This window comes from Nocardioides sp. T5 (assembly GCF_048161455.1).
Classification (GTDB): Bacteria; Actinomycetota; Actinomycetes; order Propionibacteriales; family Nocardioidaceae; genus Nocardioides.
Window position 1 is genome coordinate 2669940 of the sequence record NZ_CP182415.1, and the last position, 15770, is coordinate 2685709.

Here is a 15770-nt window from a genome sequence, read left to right on the forward strand (position 1 = left end):
CTCTCACGCAGCACCGACAGCGGGCCCATCGTCCACCCGGCAGGGTGGAGGATGAGGTGTCGCCCGAGGTGGCACGATGGGCGGGTGATCGACGTCCCGAGACCCGACCCGGACACCATCGCCCGAGCCGATCGAGCGCTCGTCCGCACGGTCGACGCGCTCTCCGAGTCCCAGTATGCCGAGCCGTCCCAACTCCCCGGCTGGACGCGGGCGCACGTGGTGGCCCACCTCGCGCTCAACGGCGATGGCCTCGCCGGCGTCCTGCACGGGGCGCACGTCGGCCGGCCGGCGCCGATGTACGCCTCGCCCGAGGCGCGCGACGCCGACATCGAGGAGCTCGCCGCCGCCGCGCCTGCCGACCTGCGCGAGCGCTTCCTGGCCGGCACCGCCCACTTCGGCGAGGCGCTCGCCGCGATGCACGAGGCCGACTGGGAGGGCCGCTTCGAGCGCACCCCCGGCGGACCGGACTTCGCCCTGCGCAACGTCGTGCTGATGCGGCTGCGCGAGGTGGAGATCCACCACGCCGACCTCGGCACCGGCTACACCGCTGACGACTGGCCGGCCGACTTCCGCGCGATCCTGCTGGAGTCGATGACCAAGCGCCCCTACCCGGCGCCCTTCGACGTACGACCCACCGACCTCGACCACACCTGGCACTACGGCCCCGGTCGCGAGGACGGCAGCGGCCCCGTCGTCACCGGTACGTCGGCGGCGCTGGGTTGGTGGCTCACCGGCCGCGGCTCCGGCGAGGGCCTCAGCTCCGACTCGAACGACCTCCCGGAGGTGGAGACATGGTGAACGACGACAGGGTGGACGACTACACCGGTGACGTGACGCCCGGCGGCGACCCCGACGTCCGCACGTTGGGCGACTTCACCGTGACCAAGGTCGCCGTGGACCCGGAGATGTCCAACAACTGCTACCTGCTGCTCTGCTCGGTCACCGACGAGGTCGTGCTCATCGACGCCGCCGCGGAGCCGGAGCGGCTGCTCGAGCTGATCGGCGACCGCTCGCTGACGTCGATCGTCACGACCCACCAGCACTGGGACCACCACCGGGCGCTGGCCGCGGTCAAGGCCGCCCACCCGTCCGCGCTCGTCGTCGCCGGCGCCCCCGACGCGGACGCGATCGAGGAGCAGACCGGGGTGCGGGTCGAGCGCCGGGTCGGTGCCGGCGACAAGGTGGCCGTCGGCCCCTGCGACCTGGTCGTCGTCCCCGTCGCGGGACACACGCCCGGCTCGATCTGCCTCCTGCTGGACGACCCCGCCGTGGCCCCGACCCCGCACCTCTTCACCGGCGACTCGCTCTTCCCCGGCGGCGTGGGGGCGACCTTCGGCGACGCCGACGCGTTCGCCCAGCTCGTCACCGAGGTGGAGACCAAGATCTTCGACCGGCTCCCCGACGAGACCTGGTTCTACCCCGGGCACGGCGGCGACGGCCGGCTCGGCGACGAGCGCCCGCACCTCGCGGAGTGGCGCGACCGCGGCTGGTGAGTCCCCCGCTGATATGGGTCGGCGGGGTCGCCGTGGCAGTCTGGAGGCATGAGCACGCGTGAGCTGACCCTGGCCGACTTCGAGCAGACCGTCAGTGGCGAGGGCATCGTCCTCGTCGACTTCTGGGCTGCCTGGTGCGGCCCCTGCCGCCAGTTCGCCCCCGTCTACGAGAAGGCGTCGGAGGACAACCCCGACATCGTCTTCGGCAAGGTGGACACCGAGGCCGAGCAGCAGCTGGCCCAGATGGCGGCGATCACCTCGATCCCGACGCTGATGCTCTTCCGCGACGGGATCCTGCTCTTCAACCAGGCCGGCGCGCTGCCGCCGCAGGCCCTGTCCGGTGTGATCGAGCAGGCCCGCGGCCTCGACATGGACGCCGTGCGCCAGGAGGTGGCCGCCGCACAGGAGGCCGCCGCCAACGGCCCGCAGGACGAGGTCGGCCTCGACGAGTTCGCGGCCGCCCACAGCCAGGGCGCCTACGTCGTCGACGTGCGCGAGGCCGACGAGGTGGCCGGCGGTCGCGTCCCCGGCGCCGTGCACATCCCGATGAACGACGTCCCTGGCCGGGTCGCCGAGCTGCCGCAGGACCAGCCGGTCTTCGTGATCTGCCAGGCGGGCGGCCGCAGCCGCCAGGTCGTGGACCACCTGCGCCACCAGGGCATCGCGGCCATCAACGTCGCGGGCGGCACCGGCGGCTGGGCCCAGCGGGGCTGGCCCCTCGAGGCCTGAGCCTCCGCTGTCCTGCCGTCAGAGCATCCGGCGCAGGATGACCGGCCGCAGGTTGGTCGACAGGTGCGCCGCAAGAGCGACGAAGAACGCCACGTGCGCGCCGATGTGGAGGGGCAGCCAGGCGTCGTCGCCGGTGACGACGAGCACGAGGCCGCTGAGCGGCACCACCACGAGCAGCACCATCAGGGCACGCTCGGTCCAGTGGACCAGCCGTCGCTGGCCCTCGGAGAGGTGCTCCGACCACGGGGGCAGGCCGGCGACCTTCCGCCACAGCGGTCGTACGACGCCCAGGGCGAGCACCGTGAGCCCCAGCGCGAGGTGCAGCTCAGCGAGGTCGAAGCTCCCGCCGAGCAGGTCGTAGTCAGCGGCGCTGGCCTCGCACAGGTCCTCGAGACGGTCGAGCCGGTCCTCCTCGGCATCCGTGGTGTCGCCGCCACTGCGGTCCTCCCCCGTCGGGTCGCAGCCGTCGTCGAGGTCGAGGTTGTAGCCGACGGCGAGCTGGGCGGACACCGCCAGCACGGTCATCCAGTGCAGGAGCTTCTGGGAGGCGCGGTAACCCCGCGTCGCCCCCGTCGTCGTCACGCCGGGGATGCTAGCGAGCGGTGACCCGGCCGGCGTCGACGTCCCAGCGCTGGTCGAGCGCGACGTTCGCCAGCATCCGTCGGTCGTGGGAGACGAGCAGCAGCGTGCCGTCGTACGTCGCCAGGGCCTGCTCGAGCTGCTCGATGGCCGGCAGGTCGAGGTGGTTGGTGGGCTCGTCGAGGACGAGCAGGTTGACGCCGCGGGCCTGCAGGAGCGCCATGGCGGCCCGGGTGCGCTCGCCGGGCGAGAGCCGGTGGACGAGGCTGGCGACCTGGTCGGCCTTGAGCCCGAACTTGGCCAGCAGGGTGCGCACCTCCGCGGAGGTCATGGCCGGCACGGCCGCCTCGAAGGCGTCGCCGAGCGGCAGCGTCTCCGCCAGCGACGTACGCGCCTGGTCGATCTCGCCGACCGCGACGCTCGCGCCGAGGGAGGCACGGCCCTCGTCCGGTGCCACGTGACCGAGCAGCAGCCGCAGCAGCGTCGTCTTGCCGGCGCCGTTGGGGCCGGTGATGGCGATGCGGTCCCCGGCCGAGACCTGGAGCGAGACCGGCCCGAGCTGGAAGCCGCCGAGCCGGACGACCGCCTCGTCGAGGACGGCGACGACGCTGGACGAGCGGGGTGCGGAGGCGATGTCGAACTGCAGCACCCACTCCTTGCGGGGCTCCTCGACCTCCTCGAGGCGCGCGATGCGCGACTCCATCTGCCGCACCTTCTGGGCCTGCTTCTCCGACGACTCGCTCTGCGCGCGCCGGCGGATCTTGTCGTTGTCGGGCGCCTTCCGCATCGCGTTGCGGACGCCCTGGGAGCTCCACTCCCGCTGGGTGCGGGCCCGGGAGACGAGGTCGGCCTTCTTGTCCGCGAACTCCTCGTAGGCCTCGCGGGCGTGCCGCCGGGCGACCGCCCGCTCCTCGAGGTAGGCGTCGTAGCCGCCGTCGTACACCGAGACCTGCCGTTGGGCCAGGTCGAGCTCGACGACCCGGGTGACGCACCGCGCCAGGAACTCGCGGTCGTGCGACACGAGCACGATGCCCGCACGCAGGCCGCGCACGAAGGACTCCAGCCGCTCCAGCCCGGCGAGGTCGAGGTCGTTCGTCGGCTCGTCGAGCAGGACGACGTCGAAGCGGCTCAGCAGCAGTGCGGCGAGAGCCACCCGTGCGGCCTGTCCTCCCGACAGGCTGGTCATCAGCGCGTCGAGGCCCAGGTCGAGTCCGAGCTCGGCCAGGACCGCGGGAGCACGGTCCTCGAGGTCGGGCGCGCCGGTCGCCAGCCAGTGGTCCAGCGCGACGGCGTACGTGTCGGCGGCGTCGGGGGCCTCCGACTCCAGCGCCGCGGCGGCGTCCTCCATCGCCAGGGTCGCGGGGGTCGCGCCCGTGCGGCGGCCGAGGTAGCCCGCGATCGTCTCGCCGGGGATGCGCTCGTGCTCCTGCGGGAGCCAGCCCACGAACGCGTCGGACGGTGCGGTGGACACCCGCCCCGAGATCGGCGCGGACTCCCCCGCCAGCAGTCGCAGCAGCGTGGACTTCCCGGCCCCGTTGGCTCCGACGACCCCGACGACGTCGCCCGGCGAGACGGTGAGGTCCAGGGACTCGAAGAGGGTGCGCGGGCCGTGGCCACCGGCCAGGTCCTTCGCGACGAGGGTGCCGGTCACGGGCCCACAGTAGTCAGGTGGAGCGTGGGATAACCTCGCCGCGTGCTGATCAGCGACTCGCGCAAGGTGCTCTTCGTCCACGTGCCCAAGACGGGCGGCGTGTCGGTCGAGGAGACCGTCAAGGAGGCGTGCCCCGACGCTCGCAAGGCGCGCGTCCCCATCGGCCGCCACGCGACGCTCGGCAAGATCATCAAGCACGAGCCGCAGGTCATCGACTACTGGACCTTCGGCTTCGTGCGGAACCCGTGGGCCCGGATGGTCTCGTGGTACTCGATGATCTCGGCCTGGGACCGCCGCCACGGCCCGAGCAGCGGCAAGCCGCAGGACGTCAAGCACAACTCGATGCGCGACGGCAACGAGATGTGGCGCGCCGCGGCGGCCTACTCCGGCTTCGACGAGTTCGTGATGCGCGGTACCGAGGAGCTGCCGCGCGTCGGCACGCCGCAGATCAAGTACCTGCGCGCTCCCAAGCACCAGCGTGAGGTCGACTTCATCGGCCGCACGGAGAACTTCGTGGAGGACCTCCAGCGGGTGCAGGCGCAGCTCGGCCTCGAACCGTCCACGCCGGTGCACAAGAACAAGTCCAAGCACGGCACCTACCACGACTACTACACCGACGAGACCCGCCAGCGCGTCGCTGAGGTCTACGCCGAGGACATCGAGCTCTTCGGCTACACCTACGACTGACGGCTACGACCGAGCCGGGCCCACCAGGTCCGGCAGCCGGGTCCCCCGCGCGCCCGCCCACTCGCCGGTGGCCTCGAGCCGGTCCCACACGGCGTACTCCGGGGCGAAGTGGGCCACCAGCGCCTCCCGCGTGGCGAAGGCCAGCTCGCCGTGCTCGGCGGTGGAGGCGTTGCGGCGCTCGAAGTCGAGCGGACGGCCGAGCCGCTCGGAGAACCACGCCGACCACACCTCGGGGCGCTCGACGGCGAGGACCCGGTCCACGGCGACACCGCCCTGGGCCTGGATGAACTTCGCCGGACGGCCCTTGGGGACCGGTGCGTCGTCGTGGCCGGCGAGGTAGTGCAGGGCGAACTCCTCGAAGGTCATCTCGGCGGTCGACTGCCGGCTGTCCTCGCGTGCGCGGTAGCGCCACCACGACTCGAGCCAGGCGATGGGCTCGCGGAACATCGTGACCAGCTCGTAGGACTCGCGCGGGTGCCCCTGCTCGGCGAGCTCGTGCGCCTTGGTGTGCACGAAGCCGCGCGCCGGCAGGTGCTTGCGCCCGGGTGGTGCGCTGACCGACTCGGTGGCGTACGGCGCCAGCGTCCGCTCGAGCGCGGTGCTCGCCGTCTTCGGCAGGGCGAGGAGCACGAAGTCCCGCCCGGGCCCGAGCTCGAGGAAGGTCATCACCGCCCGATCATCCCGCATGCCCCCGGCTGGGCTAGCCTCGCGCCCGTGCTGATCTCCGACGCCAAGCGCGCACTCTTCGTGCACGTGCCCAAGACCGGCGGGGTCTCGGTCGGGGTCGCGTTCGAGCGCTGCTGCCCCGACGCGCGGAGCAAGGCACCCGGGGTGAAGCCCCCGCTCGGCCGGCACGCGCCGTACGCCCGGATCCTGCGCGCGGAGCCGCAGACGGCCGACTACTGGTCCTTCGCGTTCGTGCGCAACCCGTGGGCACGGATGGTGTCGTGGTGGTCGATGATCCAGGACTGGGACCGTGAGTGGGGTCCGTCGAGCGGACGCCCGCAGGGTGCCGAGGCGACGCGGATGCGCGGCAACGACATGTGGCGCGCCGCAGCGGCGTACTCAGGCTTCGAGGAGTTCGTGCTGCGTGGCACCGAGGAGCTGCCGCGGGTCGGCCGGCCCCAGGTGGACTACCTGCGCGCGCCGGACCGCGAGGTCGACTTCGTCGGGCGCACCGAGAGCTTCGCCGACGACCTCGCCGAGGTCGAGCGGCGCCTGGGCGGCGAGCCGGTCCACGTGCCCCACCGCAACAAGTCGCCGCACGGCAGCTACCGCGACTACTACTCCGACGCGACGCGAGCGAAGGTCGCCGAGGTCTACGCAGCAGACCTCGACGCCTTCGGCTACACGTTCTGAGGCGCTGGCCAGCGGACCCCTTCCGCCACGGCCTCCGGGCTGCGACATTTCCTCCCGTGGACGCACTCGACGGCTGGACCCGCAGCGAGCACACCGCCGACGTGGCCGGCGAGCCGACCACCCATCCCGTGTGGCGCAAGGGCACCGGTCCCGGGGTGGTGGTCGTCCACGAGCTGCCGGGGCTCACGGCCGGGGTGATCAGGTTCGGCGAGGAGCTGGTGGCCGCCGGCCACACGGTGCTGCTGCCGCACCTCTTCGGTCCGGCGGGACGCGAGTTCAGCAACGTCGACGTGCTACGCGTCCTCCCCCGGGTGTGCATCAGCCGCGAGTTCACCAAGCTCGCCCGGGGCGTGACGACCCCCGTGGCCGGCTGGCTGCGATCGCTGGCGCGCGAGCTGCACGCCGAGCTCGGCGGGCCGGGCGTCGGAGCGCTCGGCATGTGCTTCACCGGCGGCTTCGCGCTCGCCATGATGGTCGACGACAGCACCGTCGCCCCCGTGCTGTGCCAGCCGAGCGCACCGTTCATCGGCCTCCCCGGCCGGGCCGCCGACCTCAACCTCTCCCCCGCCGACGCTGACGTCGTACGCCGTCGCGCGGCCGCTGGCTGCTCCGTCCTCGGCATCCGCTACGCCTCCGACCCGCTCGTCGGCACCCGCTTCGACTCCCTCACCTCGCTGATCGGTGACGCCTTCATCCGCGTCGAGCTCGAGGGCTCGGGCCACTCCACCGTCACCGAGCAGCGGTCGCAGGTGGCCGTGGACGCGGTGCTCGACTTCTTCGCCGAGCGCCTGCGCTAGGCCCCCACAGTGCGGTGGCTGTGGTCCACCAGATGGACCACAGCCACCGCGTAGTCGTCGCCGGCTCCATCCCACGTCGCTCTCACGACAGGTCCACCACCACGATGGTGTGGTTGTCCGGCTCGCCTGCGGCAGCGACCGCCTTCGCGACCTCGTCGGCGATGCGCTGGGCCGGCGCAGGAGACACCAGGAGCGCCGGGAGGTCCTCGACGACCGTGTGGATGCCGTCGGTGGTGAGGACCAGGCGATCCCCAGGTTCGAGCCCGACCTCGAGCTCGTCGGGCGCATCGCCAGGCACGAGGGCCCGGTTGAGCAGGTTGCGGTGCGGGTGGGAGCGGGCCTCGTCCACGGTCAGCTGACCGCTCTCGAGCAGCCCCGCCACCACCGTGTGGTCGTGGGTGACCTGCCGGACCTCGCGGCCGCGCACCAGCCACACGCGTCCGTCCCCCACATGCGTCACCGAGGCGGTGGTGCCCGTGACCGTCACGGCGGTCAGCGTCGTGCCTGACCGCGGCGCATCGGGCAACGAGGCCGCGATGTCGGACGCCACCACCGCGACGGCATCGTCGAGACCGCCTGAGGCAAATGCAGCGAGCACGGCGGAAGCGAGGTCCGCGCGCTCGCCGAACCCGTCCGCTACAGCCACCAGGCCGGGCCGGGCGATCAGGGCGTCCTGCTGCGCCGCACGGCTGCCCGTGCGATGACTCGTGCCGATCTCTGCACGCAGGGTGTCGGTGGAGGTGGTCATGGGTGGTTCCTCGCTCTCGAGCTGGTCGACGAGGGCGGAGACGATGTCCCGGCGGCTGGCCGTGTCGCGCTCGACCTGGAGCCAGTACGCCCTGACCAGCCGCGCCGCCGCTGCCGGCGAGGCCCCGAGGACCTCCTCGATCCGGGCCAGCGGCATGCCGACCAGCCGGAGCGTGGCCACCAGCCGAGCCTGCGCGAGCTGCTCCGGCGCATATCGGCGGTAGCCCGAGCTCGCATCGACCTCGACCGGCCGCAGCAACCCCAGGTCGTCGTACAGCCGCAACGCCGTCGGCGTCAGGCCGGACTCGCGGGCGAAGTCGCCGATCGTCCAGAGCTCCGTGGTCATCGTCCTCATCCTCTCCGGTGTCGGTCACCGGTGGGACGACCCTGCGGCTTCCCCTCGGGGCAAGGTCAACAACTCGGTCGCACTCAGTCCAGCGACGCGATCAACCGCCGTACGGTCTCGAGCGCCCCGCGGGAGGTCTCGGGCGCGGTGTGGCGGTAGTAGGTCCAGCCGCTGATGGCAGGGGCGAGCGCGAAGCCGCGGGCGCGGCGGTAGGCGGCCTCGTCGAGGCCGACGGCCTGGCGGTAGGGCTCCGCGGCGGCCAGCGGGACGTAGCCCCACATCGCATTGAGCTCGATCGCCGGGTCGCCCCGGCCGGCCGCGCCCCAGTCGATCACGGCCGCCAGCCGGCCGTCGCGCACCAGGATGTTGCCGTCGTGCAGGTCGCCGTGGAACCAGCAGGGCTCGCCGTCGTACGCCGGTGCGGCAAGCGCGTCCTCCCACACCGCGAGGACCGCGTCGCGGGAGACCTCGGCGGGGTCCGCCTTCGCGGTCCACTCCCGCACCCAGGAGTCGAGGGCGGGCAGCGGCCCGCCCCGCCCCTCGGTCGCCACCGGGCCACCCATCGCGGGCACGTCACGGCACGCGCGCACGAACGCGCCGAGCTCGGCCGCCCACGTCTCCGGGTCGTACGACGACTCGGTGGGGGTCGTGCCGTCGATCCACGGCACGACCGTCCAGGGCCACGGGAAGCCGTCACCCGGCTCGCCGAGCGCCACGGGGGCGGGGATCGCCACCGGGAGGTGGGGCGCGAGACGCGGCAGCCAGGTGTGCTCGAACGCCACCGTCTCGGCCGGTCCGGGGATGCGCGGCATCCGGACCAGCAGGTCGTCCCCGAGGCGGAACAGCTGGTTGTCGGTGCCCAGGGGCGGGAGCCGCCGTACGGGCAGCGCGGACCACTGGGGGAACTGCTCGGCAACCAGTCGTCGTACGGTCCCGTCGTCCACCACGAGCTCGTCGGCATGCATCCCGGTCGTCATCAGGCAGGACCGTAGCGGCCGCCGGTCACCCAGGCACGCGGGTTTCCGCCCCGCCCTCTCGCGCCCGTCGGAACAGCTCGACCAGCAGGTGGGCGTAGCCGAGGGTGTCGTCGATCGCCCGGTGCGTGTGCTCGACGTCGCCGAACCAGGCATCCGGGAGCGTGTCGACGTCGACGAGGCCGACCGACGTCCCGGTCACCGCCGCCGCGTAGCTCCGCAGGCACAGCCCGGGGCCGATGAACAGCCGGTCGGTCTCGTGGTGGCCCTGCCGGATGCCGTAGGCGGTGAAGCGGCGCAGGTAGTGGTCCATCCAGATGCCGTCCAGCGCCAGCGGGAAGGCAGCGAACATCCGCGGCCACGGCAGGTCCTGCAGCCATGCGACGTAGCGCTCCATCACCCGCGCGACCGGCTCGGCATCGCGCGTGGCGGCCTCCCACGCGCCCGGCTGCGTGGCAAACCACTCCATCGTCGCGGCGTCCGGGGAGGTGCCGGGCAACGGCTCCAGCACGGCCTCGAAACGGCCGTGCTCCAGCCCGTCGGCCGTCACCGCGACGGACGCGAAGGAGCGCATGGAGTGGACCCCCGGCCACGGACCGTCGAGCTCGACGTCGGTCACCACGTAGGTCCACGGGTCTGCGGCGGGAGTCGTCACACGAGGGATCATGACGGACGGGTGGGGATCACCGGCGGCAAGCTGGGTACGGCGTCGGCGTCCGCACGACCGTCTCGATGGAGGCCCCCGATGTTCCTCTTCTTCAGCAACCGTCTCGGCTGTATGGGATCGGTGCTGGTCTCGCTGGCCGTCACCGCGATCCTGGTCGTCGTCTTCCTGCTCTGACACCGCCACGTACCGGCGAGTAACATGGCGGCCGTGAGCTTCCTGTCGCGCCAGACCGTGATCGCCGCCCTGACCGCCAACGCCCTGAGGCCGCCTCGCGGCCAGCGCAGCGGCGTACCGTCGTTCGCCGCCGGCTGGCTCTTCGGCGAGACCGCCCCGCAGGTGCTGGCGCTGACTGTCCTCGACGCTGCTGCCCACCTCACGAGGAGCCGGCGCACGGGGATCCGTGCCAAGGCGGGGCTCGCCCTCGCCGGGGCCAGCGCGCTCGGCCTGGCCCACATGGTCCGGCAGAGCCACCGGTCCGCCGACGTCCTGGACGACGCGCTCGTCGAGGGTCTCGGCGTCGACTACGTCGAGCAGCTCGACGAGGCTCCCGACCCGGCGGACCTGGCGACCCCGTGGCGACGGCTCGCGCGGCCCTTCGACTTCCGCGACGACGCCGTCCGGGTGATCCGCAACCTGCCCTACTCCGAGGCGGGGCGCCGCGGCCACCTCGACATCTACCTGCCTGCGGGCGACGACGCGATCACGGACGCGCCGGTGCTCCTCCAGGTCCACGGCGGCGCCTGGTCAGTGGGTCAGAAGGAGCACCAGGCGCGCCCGCTGATGAACCGGATGGCCGCCAAGGGCTGGATCTGCGTGGCGATCAACTACCGCCTCTCCCCCCGCGACCCGTGGCCCGCCCACATCGTCGACGTCAAGCGCGCCATCGCCTGGGTCCGGGACAACATCGCCGACCACGGGGGCGACCCCGACTACCTCGTGATCACCGGCGGCTCGGCCGGAGGCCACCTCGCCGCGCTGGCAGCGCTGACCCCCGGCGACCCCGAGTGGCAGCCGGGCTTCGAGGACGCCGACACGTCCGTGCGGGCGGCGGTGCCGTTCTACGGGGTCTACGACTTCGCCGGCTCGACCGGGCTCGCGAACGCCATCGGGATGCGCGACGCCTTCCTCGGCCCGCGGGTCGTGCAGACGTCGTGGCAGGACGCGCCCCACGTCTACGAGGCCGCCTCCCCCATCCTCCGGATCACGCCCGACGCGCCCGACTTCTTCGTCATCCACGGCGACCTCGACAGCCTCGTCGCCGTCGACCAGGCCCGGATGTTCGTGGCAGAGCTGCGGCGCACGTCGAAGAGGTCGGTGGTGTACGCCGAGCTGCCGGGCGCACAGCACGCCTTCGACGTCTTCCACTCGATCCGGAGCACGCACGCGGTGCGCGCGGTCGACCGCTACCTCACGTGGCACTGGAACACCTGGCGCCACGGCCTGCGCGCCGACAGCGGGGTCGGGCCGGAGGAGCTCGGCGACGACGCCGGCCAGGCCGGGCTCAGCCCTGGGTGATGAACCCGACCTGGTTGCCGGCCGGGTCGGTGAGCAGGGCCAGCGAGGTGCCGCCCCCGACCTCCGTCACGGGGCGTACGACGGTGCCGCCGGCCGCTTCGACCGCGGCCACCGTGGCGGCGAGGTCGTCGGTCTTCCAGTAGACGACCGGGCCGGCCATCTGGTCGCGCTCGCCCTGGGGGTTGAGCCCGATCTCCTGCCCGTCGAGGTTGAAGCCGACGTAGTAGGGCGTCTCGGTGTGCGGCTCGGCGCCCCACGCCGTGCGGTAGAAGGCGGTTGCGACCTCGAGGTCAGCGGCGGGGATGACGATCGTGTGGTTGGTCATGACTGCTCCTTCGTCGATGTGGGTCCCTTCACCCACCCGACGCGCGGAAGGACGCAGGTGTGACCGCACTAGGGTCGTCTCCTGTGATGCCTGCAGACCTGCTCTCCCACGCCCGCGCGGCCAAGGGCTTCATGCCCGAGGACGAGGGTGCGCTGCTGCACCGCTGGGCGCGTGAGCGGCTTCCGTACGGACCGGCCCTGGAGGTCGGCACCTACTGCGGCAAGTCCGCCGTCTGGCTCGGTGCGGCGGCCCGCGAGGTCGGCGGCACCGTGTTCACCGTCGACCACCACCGGGGCTCCGAGGAGAACCAGGCCGGCTGGGAGCACCACGACGACAGCCTCGTCGACCCGGAGATCGGCCTGATGGACACGCTGCCGACCTTCCGTCGCACCATGGCCGCAGCCGGCCTGGAGGAGCAGGTGGTGGCGGTCGTCGGCCGCTCCGCGACGGTGGGTGCGTGGTGGCGCACCCCGCTCGCCCTGCTCTTCATCGATGGCGGGCACGGGGTCGAGCCCGCGCGCACCGACTTCCGCACCTGGCCCCACTGGGTGATGGCCGGCGGGGTCCTCGTCATCCACGACGTCTTCCCCGACCCGGCCGACGGGGGCCGGCCGCCCTACGAGGACATCTACCTCCCCGCCGTCGCCAGCGGCGCCTTCACCGAGGTCGACGTGGTCGGGTCGATGCGCGTGCTACGACGTACGACCGGAGACGCCGGCGACCCGATCGGCTGACCCGTCACCGGACGGGCAGCCGCACTCCAGGCCGAGCTCCGCGAAGTCGGGGGCGAGGGTCGTCCCGCGCATGATGTCGGCGCCCGGGGTGCCGTCGGTCACCTGGTCGACGGCCAGGACCACCGCGGCGGCCGTGTAGGTGGTCTGCTCGACCGGCCAGTTCACCCCGTCGGGAAACACGTAGCCGGTCCAGTAGGCGCCCTCGTCGGTGCGCAGGTGCTGCATGTCGGCCAACAGCTGCAGCGCCCGCGCGCGGTCACCGAGGGCGTCGAGCGCCATCACCAGCTCGCAGGTCTCCGCCCCCGTCACCCAGGGGTTCTCCGAGACGCAGCGGATGCCGAGGCCCGGCTCCACGAAGGTGTCCCAGCGCTCGGCGAGGAGCGCATGGGCCTCGGGCCCGCGGACCGCACCGCCCAGGACCGGGTAGTACCAGTCCATCGAGAAGGTCGACTTGTCCAGGAACAGGTCGCGGTGCTCGCGCAGGGCGTGGCCGAGCCGGCCGCCCGTGAGCTCCCAGTCGACCTGCGGCTCCCCCGCCAGCTCCGCGAGCGCGACGCCCGCGCGAAGCGAGTGGTAGATGCTTGACGAGCCCGCCAGCAGCGCCTCGGCGTTGACCGGGCCGGGCTCGCCGTGCGCCCACTCCTGCGACCAGGCGACACCGCCGAACGGCAGCTGCATGCCGACCACGAAGTCGAGCGCGCGGCGCACCGTCGGCCACATCCGGCGGACGAACGCTTCGTCGCGCGCGACCAGCCAGTGGTGCCACGTCGCGACGGCGACGTACGCCGACATGTTGGTCTCGCCGGAGTGGTCCTCGACCTCGCCGACGACGATCTTCATCGGCCACGAGCCGTCGGCCCGCTGCGTCTCGCGCGCCCAGGCGAAGGCGCGCTCCGCGGCGTCGCGCTGCCCGCCGACCATGAGCGCCATCGCCGACTCGAGGTGGTTCCACACGTCGGTGTGCTCGCCCGGGGTCCACGGGACGGCGCCGGACGGCTCCTGCATGGCCGCGATCGACGCCGCGGTCTGCTCGACCTGCGCGCGGGTGAGGCTCACGTCGGGGTCCCCGCGGCGTTGTTCGGGGGAGCGCAGCGGAGGAGGAGAACGTCGTGGGGTGTTCACGCGGCCGGCTTCTGGAAGTAGAGCACCATGCTCTTCCCGATGAGCGGGTCGAGCACCTTGCCGGCGTACTGCAGCGCCTTGGGGTTCTTCATGATCTCCCACACCAGGAGCTTGTGGTAGGCCTTGGCGAGCGGGTGGTCGTCGTTGGTGACGCCGACCGCGCACTTGATCCACCAGTAGGGCGTGTGGAGCCCGTGCGCGTGGTCCCGGCCGATGAAGACCATCGCGTCGCCGGGGGTGCCATCGTTGGAGCGACCGGCCTTGGTGACCTTGTCGACGAGCTCCTGGGCCGTGTAGATGCGGATGTGGCCGCCCTCGGCGTTGTGGTAGTCGTCGGAGAGCTTCCAGTTGACGATCTCGGGCAGCCACCGGGGCACGGAGACCGCCAGCGTGCCGCCCGGGCGCAGGACCCGTACGAGCTCCTTGATCGCGTCGACGTCCGCGTGGATGTGCTCCAGCACCTCGGCGGCGACGATGCGGTCGAACTCCCCGTCGGCGAAGGGCAGGGCGAGGGCGTCGCCCTCCTTGACGTCGGCCTCGGCGCCCTCGGGCACCTCGCCTGCTTCGCGCATGGCGGTGAACCACTCACGCACGGTCGCGAGCTCGTCGGCGTCCTGGTCGAAGGCGATGACGTCGGCACCGCGCTTGTACATCTCGAACGCGTGGCGCCCCGCGCCGCAGCCCATGTCGAGCACCCGGTCGCCCGGGCGCAGGCCGAGCCGGTCGAAGTCAACGGTCAGCACGGGTGTTCTCCCTGTTGAAGTCGGCGATGGTGTCCTCGTAGGCGGCGGCGGTGGCCTCCGCCACGGCCCGCCAGCTGAACAGCTCCTCGACCCGGGCACGTCCGGCCGCGCCCATCGTCGTACGTCGCTCGGGGTCGTCGAGCAGCGCGGCGATCGCCTGCTCCAGCTCGCCCACGTCGCCGGGGGTGACCAGGTCGGCGCACTGGCCGTCGGGACCGACGACCTCCGGGATCGCGCCGGCGCGCGAGACCACCAGCGGCGTCGCGCAGGCCATCAGCTCGGCGGTGGGCAGCGAGAAGCCCTCGTAGAGCGACGGCACGCAGGCCACCTCGGCCGACCCCATCACCTCGACGAGCTCGGCGTCGCTGACGCCGCTGACGAAGGACACCTTGTCGACGATGCCGAGCTGGTCGATGAGCTTCTCGGTGCGCCCGCCCGGCTCCGGCCGGGTCACGAGCACGAGCGACACGTCGCGCTCGACGGCGAGCTTGGCGAAGGCCTCGAGGAGGGTCGCGATGCCCTTCATCGGGGCGTCGGCGCTGGCCATGGCCAGGATCCGGCCGGGGACGCGCGGGGCGGTGGGCGGCGCGAAGACGTCGTCCACACCGAGCAGGATCGTCTGCATCCGGGCCGGGTCGACGCCGAAGTCACGGGCCACGTCGCGGGTCGAGGACTCCGACGGGGTGAGCACCTTGCGGTAGCGCTTGGCGACCCGGGTCTGCATCCGCAGGAAGCCGTACCACCGGCGCAGGGTGAGCCGCTTGCGCCACGTCGGCGCGGTCTGCAGGTCGATCCGGCGGTCCATCGTGATCGGGTGGTGGATCGTCGCGACGACCGGCAGGCCGTAGGACTCCAGCTCCAGGATGCCGGTGCCGAGCACCTGGTTGTCGTGGGCGACGTCGAAGTCGCCGGCACGGTCCTTCATCAGCCGCGCGATGCGCGAGCTGAAGGTCTTCGGCTCGGGGAACCCGGCCGTGCACATGGTGAGGAACTCCTCGACGTCGATGAGGTCGCGGAACTCCCGCAGGTGCGGCACCCGGAACGGGTCGGGCTCGCGGTAGAGGTCGAGGCTCGGCACCTTGGTGAGCACGACACCCTCGTCGAGGTCCGGGTAGGGCTGGCCCGAGAACACCTCCACCTCGTGACCGAGCCGGACGAGCTCGCGGCTGAGGTGGCGGATGTAGACGCCCTGTCCGCCGCAGTGCGGCTTGCTGCGGTAGGACAGCATGGCGATGCGCACTGTGGTCTGCCTTTCGTGGCGCTCCGTGAGTGGCCCATTATGCCTACTCGTCGGTAGGCCCC

18 protein-coding genes are annotated in these 15770 nt (G+C 72.5%); 8 read left to right on the forward strand and 10 right to left on the reverse strand.

Translation table 11 applies throughout. The annotated features are described in order from the left end of the window. Positions 1-84 precede the first annotated feature (84 nt). The 3 genes from ACNKF0_RS13000 to ACNKF0_RS13010 are packed head-to-tail and all read left to right on the forward strand — an operon-like array spanning position 85 to position 2222. Entirely contained in the window at positions 85-798 is a 714-nt protein-coding gene (locus ACNKF0_RS13000; RefSeq protein WP_416952719.1) for a maleylpyruvate isomerase family mycothiol-dependent enzyme, read from the forward strand. Continuing rightward, positions 792-1493 (forward strand): MBL fold metallo-hydrolase, encoded by a 702-nt coding sequence (locus tag ACNKF0_RS13005; RefSeq protein WP_416952721.1) that lies wholly within the window; start codon positions 792-794, stop codon positions 1491-1493. The genes ACNKF0_RS13000 and ACNKF0_RS13005 overlap by 7 nt, the downstream gene beginning before the upstream one ends. A gap of 48 nt (positions 1494-1541) precedes the next feature. Beyond that, on the forward strand, positions 1542-2222 hold the full coding sequence (locus ACNKF0_RS13010) for a thioredoxin domain-containing protein (RefSeq protein WP_416952723.1): 681 nt from the start codon (positions 1542-1544) through the stop codon (positions 2220-2222). 18 nt (positions 2223-2240) lie between these two features. On the opposite strand, the gene ACNKF0_RS13015 is transcribed toward ACNKF0_RS13010, so the two are convergent. Then, positions 2241-2804, reverse strand: coding sequence for a cytochrome b/b6 domain-containing protein (locus tag ACNKF0_RS13015; protein WP_416952725.1), 564 nt, complete (start codon positions 2802-2804; stop codon positions 2241-2243). Between the two features lie 10 nt (positions 2805-2814). Then, positions 2815-4452: an ABC-F family ATP-binding cassette domain-containing protein gene (locus ACNKF0_RS13020; RefSeq protein WP_416952727.1), complete on the reverse strand. Its 1638-nt coding sequence runs from the start codon at positions 4450-4452 to the stop codon at positions 2815-2817. 42 nt (positions 4453-4494) lie between these two features. Between ACNKF0_RS13020 and ACNKF0_RS13025 the strand changes: the two genes are divergently transcribed. Then, positions 4495-5139, forward strand: coding sequence for a sulfotransferase family 2 domain-containing protein (locus ACNKF0_RS13025; protein ID WP_416952729.1), 645 nt, complete (start codon positions 4495-4497; stop codon positions 5137-5139). A gap of 3 nt (positions 5140-5142) precedes the next feature. Here ACNKF0_RS13025 and ACNKF0_RS13030 read toward each other — a convergent pair whose 3' ends face one another. Further along, positions 5143-5808 (reverse strand): hypothetical protein, encoded by a 666-nt coding sequence (locus ACNKF0_RS13030; protein WP_416952731.1) that lies wholly within the window; start codon positions 5806-5808, stop codon positions 5143-5145. A 45-nt stretch (positions 5809-5853) separates the two neighbouring features. Between ACNKF0_RS13030 and ACNKF0_RS13035 the strand changes: the two genes are divergently transcribed. Then, entirely contained in the window at positions 5854-6498 is a 645-nt protein-coding gene (locus ACNKF0_RS13035) for a sulfotransferase family 2 domain-containing protein (RefSeq protein WP_299923307.1), read from the forward strand. A 56-nt stretch (positions 6499-6554) separates the two neighbouring features. Beyond that, the gene (locus ACNKF0_RS13040; RefSeq protein ID WP_416952733.1) at positions 6555-7295 is read left to right on the forward strand and encodes a dienelactone hydrolase family protein; all 741 of its coding nucleotides are present in this window, start codon (positions 6555-6557) and stop codon (positions 7293-7295) included. A gap of 82 nt (positions 7296-7377) precedes the next feature. Here the strand turns inward: ACNKF0_RS13040 and ACNKF0_RS13045 are convergent, their stop codons facing one another. The 3 genes from ACNKF0_RS13045 to ACNKF0_RS13055 all read right to left on the reverse strand — a co-directional run bounded on the left by ACNKF0_RS13045 (position 7378) and on the right by ACNKF0_RS13055 (position 10017). Further along, positions 7378-8388: a MerR family transcriptional regulator gene (locus ACNKF0_RS13045; RefSeq protein WP_416952735.1), complete on the reverse strand. Its 1011-nt coding sequence runs from the start codon at positions 8386-8388 to the stop codon at positions 7378-7380. Positions 8389-8471: 83 nt separating this feature from the next. Then, a complete protein-coding gene (locus ACNKF0_RS13050; RefSeq protein WP_416952737.1) occupies positions 8472-9365 on the reverse strand; it encodes an aminoglycoside phosphotransferase family protein in 894 nt (297 codons plus the stop codon). 25 nt (positions 9366-9390) lie between these two features. Continuing rightward, positions 9391-10017, reverse strand: a complete 627-nt coding sequence (locus ACNKF0_RS13055; RefSeq protein ID WP_416952739.1) for a hypothetical protein — start codon at positions 10015-10017, stop codon at positions 9391-9393. A 219-nt stretch (positions 10018-10236) separates the two neighbouring features. Between ACNKF0_RS13055 and ACNKF0_RS13060 the strand changes: the two genes are divergently transcribed. Then, positions 10237-11544, forward strand: a complete 1308-nt coding sequence (locus ACNKF0_RS13060) for an alpha/beta hydrolase fold domain-containing protein (RefSeq protein WP_416952741.1) — start codon at positions 10237-10239, stop codon at positions 11542-11544. On the opposite strand, the gene ACNKF0_RS13065 is transcribed toward ACNKF0_RS13060, so the two are convergent. Next, the gene (locus ACNKF0_RS13065) at positions 11531-11869 is read right to left on the reverse strand and encodes a VOC family protein (RefSeq protein ID WP_416952743.1); all 339 of its coding nucleotides are present in this window, start codon (positions 11867-11869) and stop codon (positions 11531-11533) included. The two genes, ACNKF0_RS13060 and ACNKF0_RS13065, sit on opposite strands and share 14 nt — an antisense overlap. 86 nt (positions 11870-11955) lie before the next feature. Between ACNKF0_RS13065 and ACNKF0_RS13070 the strand changes: the two genes are divergently transcribed. Further along, on the forward strand, positions 11956-12603 hold the full coding sequence (locus tag ACNKF0_RS13070; RefSeq protein ID WP_416952745.1) for a class I SAM-dependent methyltransferase: 648 nt from the start codon (positions 11956-11958) through the stop codon (positions 12601-12603). Here the strand turns inward: ACNKF0_RS13070 and ACNKF0_RS13075 are convergent. The 3 genes from ACNKF0_RS13075 to ACNKF0_RS13085 all read right to left on the reverse strand — a co-directional run bounded on the left by ACNKF0_RS13075 (position 12562) and on the right by ACNKF0_RS13085 (position 15708). After that, entirely contained in the window at positions 12562-13659 is a 1098-nt protein-coding gene (locus ACNKF0_RS13075) for a prenyltransferase (protein ID WP_416952747.1), read from the reverse strand. The two genes, ACNKF0_RS13070 and ACNKF0_RS13075, sit on opposite strands and share 42 nt — an antisense overlap. A gap of 62 nt (positions 13660-13721) precedes the next feature. Beyond that, positions 13722-14468 carry a class I SAM-dependent methyltransferase gene (locus ACNKF0_RS13080; RefSeq protein ID WP_299923334.1) on the reverse strand — a complete coding sequence of 249 codons (747 nt, stop codon included), beginning with the start codon at positions 14466-14468 and terminating at the stop codon, positions 13722-13724. Next, positions 14455-15708, reverse strand: a complete 1254-nt coding sequence (locus tag ACNKF0_RS13085; RefSeq protein ID WP_416952749.1) for a glycosyltransferase family 4 protein — start codon at positions 15706-15708, stop codon at positions 14455-14457. Before ACNKF0_RS13085 ends, ACNKF0_RS13080 begins: the two co-directional genes overlap by 14 nt. Between the last annotated feature and the right edge of the window lie 62 nt (positions 15709-15770).

Excerpts from the sequence above, each read along its gene's own strand:
- ACNKF0_RS13005 (WP_416952721.1), top strand. The coding sequence starts at position 792 with ATGGTGAACGACGACAGGGTGGACGACTACACCGGTGACGTGACGCCC.
- ACNKF0_RS13070 (WP_416952745.1), top strand. The coding sequence starts at position 11,956 with ATGCCTGCAGACCTGCTCTCCCACGCCCGCGCGGCCAAGGGCTTCATG.
- ACNKF0_RS13045 (WP_416952735.1), bottom strand. The coding sequence starts at position 8,388 with ATGACCACGGAGCTCTGGACGATCGGCGACTTCGCCCGCGAGTCCGGC.
- ACNKF0_RS13065 (WP_416952743.1), bottom strand. The coding sequence starts at position 11,869 with ATGACCAACCACACGATCGTCATCCCCGCCGCTGACCTCGAGGTCGCA.
- ACNKF0_RS13010 (WP_416952723.1), top strand. The coding sequence starts at position 1,542 with ATGAGCACGCGTGAGCTGACCCTGGCCGACTTCGAGCAGACCGTCAGT.
- ACNKF0_RS13050 (WP_416952737.1), bottom strand. The coding sequence starts at position 9,365 with ATGACGACCGGGATGCATGCCGACGAGCTCGTGGTGGACGACGGGACC.